Source organism: Salinithrix halophila, from assembly GCF_042650125.1.
In the GTDB taxonomy this organism is placed as follows: domain Bacteria; phylum Bacillota; class Bacilli; order Thermoactinomycetales; family DSM-45169; genus Salinithrix; species Salinithrix halophila.
The window spans coordinates 391950-406027 of sequence record NZ_JBHSAP010000015.1; the positions used below are offsets into that span (position 1 = coordinate 391950).

Sequence of the window (14078 nt, forward strand, 5' to 3'; positions counted from 1 at the left end):
GTACCAATCTATCAGACTCCCCGGGTGTCCGGGATTTTTAGAATCACCGACCCATAAGGAGGAATTCTCGTGTTCAAAAATTGGTTGAAGAAAAAGAACAAAGAACTCACTTTAACAGCGCCGATGTCAGGGAAGGGGGTACCGATTGCCGACGTTCCGGATCCGGTTTTTTCCGGGAAAATGATGGGGGACGGGATGGCTGTCGATCCTTCGGAGGGCATCTTGACCTCCCCGGTGGATGGGGAAGTGGTCCAACTTTTCCACACAGCCCATGCTATCGGGATCCGGACGAAAGAAGGAGTGGAATTGCTTCTTCACATTGGACTGGAGACCGTCTCCATGGAAGGGGAGGGATTCACGGCCCGCGTGGCAGTCGGCGATAAAGTGAAGACGGGCCAGCCCCTGATTGAGTTTGATCTGGAAAAGGTACGAGAAATAGCGGCCAGTACCGTTACTCCCGTGGTCATTACCAATATGGATCATGTGGAACAGCTAGAGACGCTCGTATCCGGAGAGGTCCAATCTGGAGAGCCGATGCTGAAGGTAATTCTGAAGTGACTGGGTAAAAAAACCCCGCCATAAAAGGCGGGGTTTTTCCGTGGGCGATCAACGGTCCTTTGACGGGTTTTATCGTTTGCGGCGGCGTCCGCCGCCGGTGCCACCGCGTTGGCGTTGGTTTCCTTTTTGGTAGCGTCCGCCCGGTTTTTTCCCGCGGAAACCTGGGGATTCTTCAGACAGACGGACCGGGGTAGTGTCCGGTTCCCGGGTCAACAGTTTTAGAGCAGCTGCTAGTAAGGTAACGGAATCGGTTTCCTGCAGCAGCTCTTCGGCCAACTCTTTATAGGGCTGGTAGCCGCCTTGTTCGACAAGGCTCATCAGCCTTTCCATCGTTAGTCGCTGCTGTCCTTCCATTGCGGCAGTTACGGAGGGAATTGGCTGACGTGCCATCTTCTTCTTGGTGATCCGTTCGATCGACTTGAGGTGACCGATTTCCCGTGATGTGACGAAGGTGACGGCCAACCCTTCATTCCCAGCCCGTCCCGTCCGACCAATCCGATGTACGTAGCTTTCCGGATCCTGGGGGATGTCAAAGTTATAGACATGGGTTACACCGCTGATATCGAGGCCACGAGCCGCCACGTCCGTCGCTACCAGAATGTCGATCGTTCCTTCCTTGAACTGACGCATAACCGTATCCCGCCGCGCCTGGGTAAGGTCACCGTGGATGCCTTCTGCGGAGTACCCCCGCTTATTAAGCCCCTCTGCCAGTTCGTCGACTCGCCTTTTTGTCCGACCGAAAACAATCGCGAGGTCCGGTGATTGGATGTCCAGCAGGCGGCAGAGGATATCGAACTTGTGCCGTTGGGGGACTTCCATGTACTGTTGTTGGATGTTGGGCATGGTCACTTCTTTCGCTTTCACCCGGATTAACTCGGGATCCTTCATAAACGAAGTGGCCAAGCGGCGGATCGGTTCGGGCATGGTGGCGGAAAAGAGAAGGGTCTGGCGGGTTTCCGGCACCTGTTTCAGAATTTCTTCGATATCATCGATGAAACCCATGTTGAGCATCTCGTCCGCTTCATCCAGCACTGCTAGTTTCACATGATCCATGCGAATGGTCCGACGGCGAAGGTGATCCAAGAAACGCCCCGGTGTTCCAACAATGATATGAGGCCGTTTCTTCAAGGAACGGATCTGTCGGTTGATGTCTTGGCCACCGTAAACAGGCAGGGTGCGAATCCCTTTGAATTGCCCAATCTTATTCAATTCCTCCGCCACCTGAACGGCCAGTTCCCGCGTCGGGGTGATGACGATTCCTTGGACTTTGTCTTGTTCCGTATCAGCTTTCTCCACCAATGGGATACCGAAAGCAGCTGTTTTCCCAGTCCCGGTCTGAGCTTGTCCAATCAAGTCTTTTCCGTTCAGCGCCACGGGAAGAGCTTGGGCCTGGATCGGGGTAGCCTCTTCAAACCCCATGTCGCTGATGGCCCGAACGACCTGGTGATCCAATTCTAATTCATAAAAGGTGATCAATCGCTTAAACTCCTTTTTTCGCCCCATGAAGGGGACGGATGATTTTTCGACTTTAATAGACGTCATTCCTATTGTTGACCTATCCCATCATAACCAGTCCCCCGATATAGCGAAAGCTCTTTTTGAAAAAAGGTTCGTGCTTTTCTTTCCAGGAAAGGTATTCGGTCCATGTGTTTAATTCCGCTTTCTGGAAAAAGAGGGTGTACCTACAGATCCAGTAAAAGTTCCTCCAGGTATCTGCCGGTTGACAATTGCGTTGGAATTCCCTATAGTTAAGAAAATTGGCGGTTTATAACCGAACAAAATTATAGGATTCTCTTATCGAGAGTGGTGGAGGGACTGGCCCGATGAAGCCCGGCAACCTACCCCGCGAAGTCGCGGCGGTGTGGTGCCAATTCCTGCAGAGAAATTCTCTGGCGGATGAGAGAGGGTACAGTACACTCAACCTTTCATCGACAGAGATGAAAGGTTTTTTGATTATCAAAAGGGATGGTGGATATGGCTCAGACACTGGAAAAGAAGAAGCCGCTTGTACAGCGATTGGAAGAGAAAATCCTCATCCTGGACGGGGCGATGGGGACCCAATTACAGGAAGCAAACCTTTCCCCGGAAGACTTCGGGGGGGAAGAATATGACGGCTGTAACGAAAATCTCAACCTGACCCGCCCCGATGTGATCCGTCGCATCCACGAAAATTATCTGGAGGCAGGGGCCGACATCATTGAAACCAATACGTTCGGTGCCACGGCCCTTGTCTTGGCGGAGTATGGTCTTGAGGAGAAGGCGCTAGAGATCAACCGGGTGGCGGCACAATTGGCTGTGGAAGCCGTGAGGAAGTATTCCACACCGGAACATCCCCGCTACGCCGCCGGTGCACTGGGGCCAACGACCAAGACCCTATCTGTTACCGGAGGGACCACCTTCGATGAGCTGATTGATAACTACCAGGAACAGACGGTGGGACTGATTGAGGGGGGAGTCGATGCACTCCTGTTGGAGACTTCCCAGGATACGCTCAATGTGAAGGCGGCTGGCATCGGGATCCGACAGGCTTTTGAACAAACGAGTACAAATCTTCCTCTGCTGATCTCTGGAACGATCGAACCGATGGGGACGATGCTGGCGGGGCAGAATGTAGAGGCTTTTTACCTCTCCATTCAGCATTTGAAACCTCTTACTGTTGGACTCAACTGCGCTACGGGCCCCGAATTTATGCGAGATCATCTCCGGACATTGGCCGGTATGGCCGAATGCGGGGTTAGTTGTTATCCCAACGCGGGCTTGCCTGATGAGGATGGCAACTACCATGAAACCCCTCGGGGGCTGGCGCAAAAACTGGCTGGATTTGCGGATCAGGGTTGGCTGAATATGGCCGGCGGCTGTTGTGGGACGACTCCGGAACACATCCGAGCACTGTCAGAGGCATTGGCAGAGAAATCTCCTCGCCGGCGAAGCGTCGAGCCGCTCACCGCGGTATCAGGGATTGAGCCCCTTTACCTAGAGGCGGACAACCGACCGGTGCTGGTCGGGGAGAGGACCAACGTGATCGGGTCGAAGAAATTTCGAGATCTGATCAAGGAAGGGAAGTATGAGGACGCATCGGAAATCGCCCGCCGTCAGGTAAAAGGGGGCGCCCAGGTTATCGATGTCTGCCTTGCCGACCCGGATCGGGACGAAGCCGAGGATATGGTGAAATTCCTCGATTTTGCCGTTCGCAAGGTAAAGGTGCCTTTGATGATCGATTCCACCGACCATGAAGTGATTGAACAATCCCTGAAGTACTCCCAGGGAAAAGCGATCATCAACTCGATCAACCTGGAGGACGGGGAGGAGCGCTTCACCGAGGTGGTTCCCCTCATTCATCGGTACGGAGCCGCTGTCGTCGTCGGTACCATCGATGAAGAAGGGATGGCTGTCAAAGCGGATAAGAAGCTGGCTGTAGCCAAGCGTTCCTATGATTTGTTGGTGAATAAATACGGTATTCCGGCTGAGGACATCATCTTTGATCCACTCGTCTTCCCCGTGGGCACCGGTGACCAGGCATATATCGGATCTGCGGCAGAGACGGTGGAGGGGATCCGGCGTATCAAAAAGGAGTTGCCTGCCTGTCAGACGATCCTTGGGGTTTCCAATGTCTCCTTCGGCTTACCCTTGGCGGGCCGGGAGGTATTAAACGCCGTTTATCTCTATCATTGCACTCGAGCCGGTCTCGACTATGCGATCGTTAATACAGAGAAACTGGAACGCTATGCTTCCATTCCTGATGAAGAACGGCAGCAGGCGGAACACTTTTTGTTTGAAACGACCCAGGAAAATTACGATTCCGTGCTGGCGGATTTTGCTGCCTTTTACCGGGGAAAAAAGAGTGCCCCCAAAGAGCCCGTCGCTGATCTTCCCTTGGAGGAGCGGTTGGCCCGCTATGTGGTGGAGGGAAGCAAGGACGGCTTAATCACCGATTTGGATGAGGCCCTCGCTAAATATGATGATCCCTTGGAGATCATTAACGGACCGTTGATGACCGGGATGGATGAGGTAGGACGCCTCTTCAACGATAACCAACTCATCGTGGCTGAGGTGTTGCAGAGCGCCGAGGTGATGAAGGCCTCCGTTGCCCACCTGGAGCCCTATATGGAGAAAGCCTCCACGGAGAGCAAGGGTAAGATTGTTCTGGCGACCGTGAAGGGGGATGTCCATGATATCGGTAAAAACCTGGTGGAGATCATCCTCTCCAACAATGGATACCAGGTGATTAACCTGGGGATCAAAGTACCGCCGGAGCAACTGATCGAAGCTTGTCGCCGAGAAAAGCCCGACGTGGTGGGCCTATCCGGCCTCCTTGTCAAATCGGCACAACAGATGGTATTAACCGCCCAGGATATGAAGGCGGCCAGTATCGACTTGCCGATTATGGTGGGAGGAGCGGCACTTACACGCAAATTCACGACTAACCGGATCGCTACCCAGTATGATGGACCCGTCCTTTATGCCAAGGACGCCATGAACGGTCTGGAACTGGCGAATCGACTTCGGGATGCCGACAAGAGGCAGCAGCTGATCGATGAGCTGCGCCGGAACCGAGAAGCCTCCCTAAAGGCAGCAGAAGCGAAAAAGCAGGAGCAGGGAGGTGGGGGCACGGCTGTTATAACACCTGTTCGCTCCGCAGTGGATAGGGAGGCCCCCGTTTACCAGCCACCGGACTTTAAACGGCACATCCTGCGGGATTATCCAGTGAGTCACCTCCTTCCCTATGTGAACCAGCAAATGCTGCTTGGCAAGCATTTGGGTCTGAAGGGGAATGTGAGTACCCTCCTCGCTGAGGGGGACAGAAAGGCCCTGGAGCTCAAAGGGGAGATGGACGCACTTGTTGAGGAACTGACACGGGAGAAGAAAATCTGCGCTGATGGGATGTACCGCTTTTTCCCTGCTCAGGCGGATGGGGATTCGATTCATATCTATGATCCGGAGCACCCAGGAGAAAAAGTGCTGACCACGTTTACGTTTCCCCGCCAGACGAAAGATCCCCACTTGTGCCTAGCCGATTTCCTTCGCCCGGTGGAGTCCGGGGTGATGGATTATGTAGGTTTTCTGACTGTGACCGCGGGTAAGGGTGTGCGCGAACTGTCTGAAGGATGGAAAGAGACCGGAGATTATCTGCGCTCCCATATGGTGCAGGCCTTCGCTCTCGAACTGGCGGAATCCTTTGCAGAACGAATCCACCATGTCATGCGGGATGCCTGGGGCTTCCCGGATCCGCTGGATATGACCATGCAGCAGCGTTTCGGTGCCCGTTATCAGGGGATCCGGGTCTCTTTCGGCTATCCTGCTTGCCCCGACCTGGAGGATCAGGCCAAACTGTTTCAGTTGCTGGAGCCGGAGGCGATCGGGGTGCGCTTGACCGAGGGCTTCATGATGGAGCCTGAGGCATCGGTGTCGGCGATGGTCTTTGCCCATCCGGAAGGACGTTATTTCAACGCGGTTTAAGGGAGGAGAAGATGATGCGAGAGAAACCGGATCTGAGGTCCGTCTTGTCCCGTTCTATCCTGGTCGGTGACGGGGCGATGTCCACCTACCTGTATCAGCAGGGGATTCCGGTGGGGGTGTCTGCGGAAGAACTCTGCCTTTCCCGTCCGGATTGGATCGAAGAAGTCCATCGCCGTTATTATGAATCCGGCGCCCGTGTAATCGAAACCAACACATACGGGGCTAACAGGGAGCGTCTCGCTCGTTACGGCATGGAGGGAAAGCTAACCCGTATCAATCGGGAAGCTGTCCATATCGCCCGCCGTGGGGCGGGGGCGGATGCTTACGTCGTCGGGGCGGTGGGCTCCATCAACGCTGGGCGCGTCCCCAACTATGACCGGGCGGAATACCGGGACATGTATGAGGAACAAACAACGGCACTCCTGTATGCGGGAGTGGAAGGGATTGTATTGGAGACCTTCCTCGACTTGGAGGAACTATTGCTTGCTCTGGAGACCATCCGTCCTCTAACCGATGCTCCGATCTTTTGCAATGTAGCCATGATCGAAGTAGGGCGCACCCGGGACGGTCACCTTCTGTCGGAGGCATTTCGTGAGCTGAAGAAAGCAGGAGCGGACGGAGTCGGTCTCAACTGTCGCCTGGGTCCCCTGGAGCTGGAACGGGCCCTGGATAATACAGTCGTGCCGGAGGAGGTGTGGTTGTCGGTCTTTCCTAATGCGGGCCGTCTGGGCCATACCGACGGGGAGTTCCACTATAAATCCACTCCCGATTACTTTGGGGAACGAGCCCTCTCTCTACGGAAGCAGGGGGTTAACTTGATCGGCGGTTGCTGTGGCACAACACCGGCACACATCGAAAGGGTGGCCCGGAGCCTGGAAGGGTTGGAACCACTCCCTCGTGTCAACCCGGAGCAGCCGTCAGAACCAGAACCGGGGCCCCGCGCCCGTCTACAGGTACGGTCCCGGCCAACCGTGGTGGAAAAGGTGAAAAAAGAGACCACGGTGATCATCGAATTCGACTCGCCCAAGGATTTGGATATCTCCGAATACCTAATCGGTGCGGAGGAACTGAACCGAGCCGGAGCGGATGCGATTACTCTGGCAGACAACTCCATGGCGACCACCCGTATGAGCAACATGGCACTCGGCTCGATTATGAAACACCAGACCGGGGCAGAGCCCTTAGTTCATATTACCTGCCGTGACCGAAACCTGATTGGTCAGCAATCCCACCTGATGGGATTGCACGCTCTCGGTATCGACCAGATCCTGGTGGTGACGGGGGACCCGACCCGGATCGGAGATCTGCCCGGAGCCAGCTCCATCTATGATGTCAATTCCTTTGATCTGATCCGGATGGTGAAGCAACTGAACGAAGGCATATCCTTCTCTGGTAAACCGCTGAAGCAGAAGGCCCGATTTGTCGTCGGGGCGGCCTTTAACCCCAACGTTTCAAGGATGGAACCGGCAATTCGGCGTCTGGAGAAGAAAGTGGAAGCGGGGGCGGACTTTATCATGACGCAGCCTGTTTACGATAGCGAATCCATCCGTCGTGTCTCAGAAGCGACCCGTCATATCGGTATTCCTGTCTTTATCGGAATCATGCCCCTCACCAGCCACCGGAATGCTCTTTTTCTCCATAATGAATTGCCCGGAGTGAAAATTCCCCCGCCCGTCATGGCGCAGATGGAAGGGAAAAAAGGGCCGGAAGCCCGGGAAATCGGTGTTTCACAAGCTAAGGAACTCTTGGATGAAGCGGTGAAGCACTTTAATGGGATCTATCTGATCACTCCCTTTCATTATTGGCGGATGACGGCTGAATTGACCCAATATATTCGAGAAAAGGAACGGACTCTCCAAGCGGTTAACCAGTAAGGGATTCCCATTCACACCATCAAAAAACCCGCCTCTAATGGCGGTTTTTTTAATGCTGCTTCACAACTTTCTGATTGAAAATCATTCTCAATCAAGGTAAGATGGAGGCAGGAGTTAGTGAGAATGATTTTCAATGGAGGGAGCTGAACGGGTTGCCTCATATTCTTTTAATATTCGCCAGTATGTCCGGCAACACGGAAGAAATGGCGGAAGCTGTTGCAGACGGTATACGGGGTGCAGGGGGACGCGTGACGTTGAAAGCGGTGGAGGATACGAATCCCTCAGAGATGGCGGCATATGACGGCCTTCTGCTCGGTTCCTATACCTGGGGGGATGGAGACCTTCCTTACGAGTTTGAGGATTTTGTCGATGAAATAGAGGAGGGGTTGGATCTCAAAGGAGTACCCTCAGCAGTCTTCGGTTCAGGGGATACCGCCTACCCGTTGTTCTGTGCGGCTGTGGATACGTTGGAAAACCTTCTCCAAAAATATGGGGCACAGATCCTGCAACCAGGGATCAAGGTGGAACTGAGCCCGGAAGAAGAGGAGCTGGAGGCTTGCCGACAGCTAGGGGCTAATCTGATCCGGGCGGTTTCCGCCTCGATGAAGGGATGAGCGTGATGGGTACAACCCTGGAATTGTCCGACAAATCCATCGAACAGCTGGCTCGTTGTACATGTACCCGGTGCCGATATCGGATCGTGAGGGGAGAGGAGAGAAAATCCCACTGGAGAGATCAGGTGCAGGAGAGTATCGATCGTATTATCGGGGCATATGAAAACCTTCCGGTGAAAACCCGATCTGCCGAGACTGTTCTGCGATTGGTCCAGAACCATTGGGTGCGGGATTTTCGACGGTTTCCTTCAGCCCAACATTATGCTCTTACCTGCGTAAAGGTAACAGACCATATCATGCAGTTTCTGAAGGAAGATCGGGTAGTGCCACCGCCTCTTTTCACCATGAAAGAGGTTCGGGCAGAGGTGAAGGAATTAGGGTTGGGGGTGAAGGGTTGTTTCCACCGGGTGGAATGGGACGGAATTCATTGTCGGATTGTCCGTTATACGGTAGACGGACATGAAGAGGCGGTTCGTTCATTCTTTCATATGGCGGTTGTTCTGGCGGTGTGCTCTTTCGGGATCACGCCGCAAGTGGTGGAGGTACGTTCCCTTCTCTGTGGAAACCGACAAGTATTTACCACCAGGGAAAATGCATTCCAGGCTTCCCTCGATTATCTGCAGTTGATCCGGCAGAGCTTGCTGCCGGAAGAAGCGATGGCTCATCACTCGGTGGTCAGCTGATTCTTCATGTTGTCGGTAAAAATATTTGGAACGATCTAGGTCCTTTTCCTTATTTGCATGAAAGAGGGGGTTTTTCTCTGTACAATCCGGCTTTCAAAGAGGTATCTTGATACCAGTACACCACGTCCGCAAGGGAGGTGGGTTTATGGAAGGCCCGGGTTGGCTCGAAGAAGCGCTCATCTTTTTCATGTTGATCATTTCAATTGCTTTGATGGTTCTCTATATTCGGGAACGTGGGAAAAACCATCGAAAATAACCCTAGCCGCAACAAGAAAGCCCCCCTGGCGGGAGGCACCGGTTAGTTTGAATCCTGTCTGATCAGCATCCGAATCGATGGGAACTTTCGCCATAGCGACCTGAACTGGAACTTTCGTATTTTGGATAGTGGCCTCCGCAATGGTGCATGTGCCGTTTCATCCACTTGCGCTCATATTTGCGGTGGCACTTTTCCATGTATCGGTAGTAATGCATCATATGGGGGTTCATGTGGGGGTTCATGTAGCCGCCGAATCCGTCATATCCGTGATGGGAGCCGTGACCGAGGGGAAAGCCGGGACCACAGGGATCGCCACCGCAGGGGTCATAAGGGATCGGTTGGGGCACAGGTACCGGCACCGGCATTGGCTGTGGTGCGGGCATCATCGGTTGCGGAACCGGATAAGGCTCGGGCACCGGCATCGGCTGTACCGGACGATGTGGTTTCTTTTCACCCATCCTATTCACTCCTTTTCGTTCCTGTAATCTTGATTCTGGCACGTTATCCTATGAATGTCCCCTGGCAATTGTACCAGTTAGAACGAGCCCATCTTTTTTGAACGGATCCGTCTTAGCCTTTAGATGCCTTGGCCTTCCCCTCCAAGTGCGTTATAATGGGGAAGAATGTCTCTGGACGATGGCCCTGATTCCGGGCCTGGGAGGTAATAGGATGGATGTACTGCGAATCACCCCCAGGGGTTACTGTTACGGGGTGGTGGATGCTATGGTGCTTGCCAGAGAAGCGGCCAAGAACCTGGATCTGCCCCGCCCGATCTATATCCTGGGCATGATTGTCCACAACCGACATGTTACAGATGCCTTTGAAGAGGAAGGGATCATTACCCTGGATGGAGAGAATCGGCTGGATCTCTTGGAACAGGTGGATAAAGGAACCGTCATTTTCACTGCTCACGGGGTTTCTCCGGAAGTAAGGCAACGGGCCAGGGATAGAGGCTTAACGATCGTCGACGCCACTTGCCCTGATGTCACCCGGACGCATGATCTGATCCGGGAGAAGGTGGCGGAGGGATACGAAATCGCCTATATTGGGAAGAAGGGTCACCCCGAACCGGAGGGAGCGATTGGAGTAGCTCCGGACCATGTTCACCTCGTCGAGGTGGAAGCCGACGTGGATGCGATGGAGGTCCAGGCCGACAAAATTCTGATCACCAACCAAACGACCATGAGTCAATGGGATACGCGAAAGTTGATGAAAAAGGTGAAAGAAAAGTATCCCAAAGCGGAGATCGTCAATGAAATCTGCCTGGCCACCCAGGAACGGCAGGAAGCGGTCGCCGAACAGGCGGGTAAGACGGAGATGGTCATCGTTGTCGGGGATCCCCGGAGCAACAACTCCCAGCGGCTGGCCCAGGTATCCCAGGACATTGCCGGGGTTGAAGCCCACCGGGTGAGCGACGTGACGGAGGTCGACGTCGAATGGCTGAAGGGAAAAAGTTATGTCGGGGTTACGGCGGGTGCTTCCACCCCGACACCGATCACCCGGGAAGTGATCAAGTTTCTGGAGCAGTTTGACGAAAACGACCCTTCCACGTGGGATCCGGTTCGTACCGTAAAAAAAGACAAGCTCCTGCCGCCTGTCCGGAAGAAGCGGAACAAGGCGAAAGAAGCCAAATAAGAAGAATGAAACCGTGCTTTTTCGAGCACGGTTTTTCTTGTGGGGACTTCTTGGAAAGATTCTGTCAAATCCCCTCAGGAAGGCTCTCACGCTTAGCCATGTAGGTATAGCATTGGTTCATCGATCCCCGGAACTCCACCCGGTGGTCCTTTTTCATGGGGTTGTACCACTCAAAGTATTGGTCTTCGTGGAGGATAGACGGGGGATATTTCTCCGAATCCAAAATCACGTAATACATAGACTGCACCTCCTCCAGTCTAGTATTGTCTAAACAGTCCCAACATAATCCATCGCGGGTGGAAAAGGTGCCGCATCGTGTGTTCGCTGTAATCGGGACGAAATCACTTGAAAAGAACAAAGACCCTAGCTAGGGTCTTTTTCGCTGATGGGGGATGCGTTTGTTCTCACTTTTTGGAGGGGAGCAATCCCAGCCGGATGCTGGAACGAAGGGCCCAGGGGCGCTCCGTTCGTTTTTTGTATTTGGGAAGGGCGCGGTAGATTTCAATGGCTTCCCCGAAAGCCTGGCGGGCGTCTTCAATTCGACCGAATTGGTGGTAAAGAACACCGAGACGGAAGTAGGCCTCAGAGGAGGAAGTGTTCATCTCCTTAAATTTTTCCATATAGGTGAGGGCTTTTTCCCGGTTTTGTTTGCTAAAGGCCTCACCTAGCCGAAGATAGGGTTCTCCATAGTAGACCCGGGATTCCATCTTTAAGGCTTCTAGAAGGAGTTTCTCCCCTTCTTCCAACCTGCCGAGTTTGAGGAGGGCGAGGCCTTTGTCTGCTCGGCTTGCCGCTGAATCCGGCACGGTTTTCAAGACTTCATCCAGCCATGGGAGGGCTTCTTTATATTTCTTTTTCTCTAGTAAAAGGTGTGCCAGCTCCCGTTTGTCCGATGTATTGTGAGGATTGTGGCTGAGGGATTGTCTGAGTCTACGGATGCGACGGTTTCGTTTTAGAGGTCTCGTTGCACTGGGGAAAAAACCCGTAAATCGTCGATCCAGCAAGTAGACAATCAGGAGGAGTAACAACAAGGACACCAGTGGATTTCCTGTTAAGAGCCATAAAACCCAAAAGATAAAGAACTTGCCCACGAATAGACCTCCAAATCCATTGCAAAATCCCCGACATTTCATTTCGGGAGGAATAGGCCGAACCGCACTTACATATCAGGTGAGTGATCCAGCCATTCCTCCGCCCAGTTTTGTACCTGGTCCATAGCCGGTTTCAACGCCTTCCCTTTTTCTGTCAATTCATATTCGATTCGAACTGGGGTTTCGGGATAGATATTGCGGGTTAAGATTCCTGCATTCTCCAGTTCTTTAAAGCGTTCGGCAAGCATCTTGTCACTCATACCGGGAATTACCGCCGAAATTTCTTTAAACCGCTTGGGTCCATCCAGCAGGACGCGAATAATTAAACCCGTCCAACGTTTGCCCAAAAGCTGGAAGGCAAACTCGAACTTCGGGCATAGTTTTTGATTTGGATGTTTTGCCATTGCGACCATCTCCTAATTTTATCTTACCATAAGTACTTGACAAAAGTAAGCTGGGATGTTTATCGTACAAGTGTAAAGTTAGTACCTAACATTTTGTCCGTTCCATGTCCGGATTACTCCCAACAGAAAGGATGATAAGGATGTTGGATCTTGGATTGCTTATCCTTCGATTGGTGGCGGGTCTAACCATGGCTGGCCATGCTGTACAAAAACTTTTCGGTTGGTTCGGTGGTCACGGAGTGAAAGGAACGGCAGACTTTTTCGAATCAATCGGCATAAAACCGGGAGTGCCGATGGTGGCCTTAGCCGGGCTCAGCGAGCTTGTCGGGGGGCTGCTTTTTGCCGCTGGGGTTTGGACAGCTGTCGGATCGGCGCTGATCATCGTAACCATGCTGGTGGCCATTTTCAAGGTTCATGGTAAAAACGGATTCTGGGTGACAGAAGGCGGGATGGAATACAATGTCCTGCTTATCGCGGTAGCCCTAGCTGTCGCTATGACAGGTCCCGGTGCCTATACGTTGTTTTGAAAAGGTAGCCACTCTCTACTGGAAAAAGATTTTTCCTTCATTGATCCAGCGCCCTTCAGATAGTACAATAGAGCAAATACCTGATTTTTTAAAGGAGCATCCGATGCTCAACTCAAAGGAAAATCTGAAGCTGGAACTGGTTGCGGAGATCAACAGGCTAGAAGAGTTGCGGCAGCAGATGAAGGACGACATCCGCCTGGAAACGAATCGAATACTTTTCGAAGAACTGAGCCAAATGGTTAAAATTCAGAAGGGAAAAGTAGCTGCTCTATCGGAAGCGGTAAACAAAGGGACACCCTAATCGGATAAACGATTTTAAAGGAGAGGACGGCCCCCGACCGGAGGCCGTCCTCTCTCGGATTGAAATCAGTAATGGGTTTTCTACTTGGATTTCCGGGTATGGATCGTTTTAAAACCGGGAGAAGGCGGAGGGAAGACCGTTGAATGGTATGAGAGTCGAATTTCGGAAACTGAAGCCGATGGATGCGGTATGGTTTCGTAACTTCATGCTTCAAGGCTGTCGGACGGCCCCGGAAGACGTAGGGATGATGGCTGATGAATGGGGAGAGGAGAACTCCTTGGAAATACTGGCGGAACGGTTCCATACCGGATGGAGCCAGCCGGACCAATTCGTCATGGGTGCTTTTTCCGAAGGGCAATTAGTGGGGACCCTCGGATTCTCTCGCGGTAACCGGATGATGAGTGCCCACCATGCGTATATCTGGGGTGTGCACGTGGATCCTTCTTACCGGGGAGCAGGCATTGCCAAGTCCATGTTACAAGAGATCATCAACACTTCCCGGGGAATGAAGGGGCTGGAGATGCTCCGTCTCAAAGTGAGGAGCACAAATCATAAGGCCCGTAACTTATACCAAGCCGTGGGATTTAAATCCGTGGGAGTCGAGCCGCGGGTGTTGAAGTGGGGCGATACTTACATCGATCTGGAGTGGATGGTGTTGGATTTAGCGCAATAAGCCTA

13 protein-coding genes, 1 pseudogene and 1 riboswitch are annotated in these 14078 nt (G+C 52.9%); of the genes and pseudogenes, 9 read left to right on the forward strand and 5 right to left on the reverse strand.

What is annotated here, in order from left to right:
* Positions 1–69 precede the first annotated feature (69 nt).
* Complete coding sequence (locus tag ACFOUO_RS12150; RefSeq protein ID WP_380705379.1) at positions 70–558, forward strand: PTS sugar transporter subunit IIA; 489 nt, start codon at positions 70–72, stop codon at positions 556–558.
* Positions 559–630: 72 nt separating this feature from the next.
* Here the strand turns inward: ACFOUO_RS12150 and ACFOUO_RS12155 are convergent.
* Positions 631–2034 (reverse strand): annotated as a pseudogene (locus ACFOUO_RS12155) (DEAD/DEAH box helicase); the annotation flags it as partial.
* Between the two features lie 315 nt (positions 2035–2349).
* Positions 2350–2461: riboswitch (SAM riboswitch) on the forward strand.
* A gap of 71 nt (positions 2462–2532) precedes the next feature.
* Between ACFOUO_RS12155 and metH the strand changes: the two are divergent.
* The 4 genes from metH (at position 2533) to ACFOUO_RS12175 (ending at position 9186) form a co-directional block, all read left to right on the forward strand.
* Positions 2533–6015 carry a methionine synthase gene (metH, locus tag ACFOUO_RS12160; protein WP_380705380.1) on the forward strand — a complete coding sequence of 1161 codons (3483 nt, stop codon included), beginning with the start codon at positions 2533–2535 and terminating at the stop codon, positions 6013–6015.
* Between the two features lie 11 nt (positions 6016–6026).
* The gene (locus tag ACFOUO_RS12165) at positions 6027–7889 is read left to right on the forward strand and encodes a bifunctional homocysteine S-methyltransferase/methylenetetrahydrofolate reductase (protein WP_380705381.1); all 1863 of its coding nucleotides are present in this window, start codon (positions 6027–6029) and stop codon (positions 7887–7889) included.
* A 152-nt stretch (positions 7890–8041) separates the two neighbouring features.
* Positions 8042–8503, forward strand: a complete 462-nt coding sequence (locus tag ACFOUO_RS12170) for a flavodoxin (RefSeq protein ID WP_380705382.1) — start codon at positions 8042–8044, stop codon at positions 8501–8503.
* A 5-nt stretch (positions 8504–8508) separates the two neighbouring features.
* Positions 8509–9186, forward strand: coding sequence for a hypothetical protein (locus ACFOUO_RS12175; protein WP_380705383.1), 678 nt, complete (start codon positions 8509–8511; stop codon positions 9184–9186).
* Between the two features lie 318 nt (positions 9187–9504).
* Here the strand turns inward: ACFOUO_RS12175 and ACFOUO_RS12180 are convergent, their stop codons facing one another.
* A complete protein-coding gene (locus ACFOUO_RS12180) occupies positions 9505–9900 on the reverse strand; it encodes a hypothetical protein (RefSeq protein ID WP_380705384.1) in 396 nt (131 codons plus the stop codon).
* 211 nt (positions 9901–10111) lie between these two features.
* Between ACFOUO_RS12180 and ACFOUO_RS12185 the strand changes: the two genes are divergently transcribed.
* On the forward strand, positions 10112–11077 hold the full coding sequence (locus tag ACFOUO_RS12185; protein ID WP_380705385.1) for a 4-hydroxy-3-methylbut-2-enyl diphosphate reductase: 966 nt from the start codon (positions 10112–10114) through the stop codon (positions 11075–11077).
* 64 nt (positions 11078–11141) lie between these two features.
* Here the strand turns inward: ACFOUO_RS12185 and ACFOUO_RS12190 are convergent, their stop codons facing one another.
* The 3 genes from ACFOUO_RS12190 to ACFOUO_RS12200 form a co-directional block, all read right to left on the reverse strand.
* Positions 11142–11315: a hypothetical protein gene (locus ACFOUO_RS12190; RefSeq protein WP_380705386.1), complete on the reverse strand. Its 174-nt coding sequence runs from the start codon at positions 11313–11315 to the stop codon at positions 11142–11144.
* 166 nt (positions 11316–11481) lie between these two features.
* Positions 11482–12168: a tetratricopeptide repeat protein gene (locus ACFOUO_RS12195; protein ID WP_380705387.1), complete on the reverse strand. Its 687-nt coding sequence runs from the start codon at positions 12166–12168 to the stop codon at positions 11482–11484.
* Between the two features lie 68 nt (positions 12169–12236).
* Entirely contained in the window at positions 12237–12572 is a 336-nt protein-coding gene (locus tag ACFOUO_RS12200) for a winged helix-turn-helix transcriptional regulator (protein ID WP_380705388.1), read from the reverse strand.
* A 140-nt stretch (positions 12573–12712) separates the two neighbouring features.
* On the opposite strand from ACFOUO_RS12200, the gene ACFOUO_RS12205 reads away from it, so the two are divergent.
* From ACFOUO_RS12205 to ACFOUO_RS12215, 3 genes are all read left to right on the forward strand, one after another.
* Positions 12713–13099, forward strand: a complete 387-nt coding sequence (locus ACFOUO_RS12205) for a DoxX family protein (RefSeq protein ID WP_380705389.1) — start codon at positions 12713–12715, stop codon at positions 13097–13099.
* Between the two features lie 103 nt (positions 13100–13202).
* Positions 13203–13400, forward strand: a complete 198-nt coding sequence (locus ACFOUO_RS12210) for a hypothetical protein (RefSeq protein ID WP_380705390.1) — start codon at positions 13203–13205, stop codon at positions 13398–13400.
* A gap of 148 nt (positions 13401–13548) precedes the next feature.
* Complete coding sequence (locus ACFOUO_RS12215; protein WP_380705572.1) at positions 13549–14073, forward strand: GNAT family N-acetyltransferase; 525 nt, start codon at positions 13549–13551, stop codon at positions 14071–14073.
* The last annotated feature ends 5 nt before the right edge of the window (positions 14074–14078 follow it).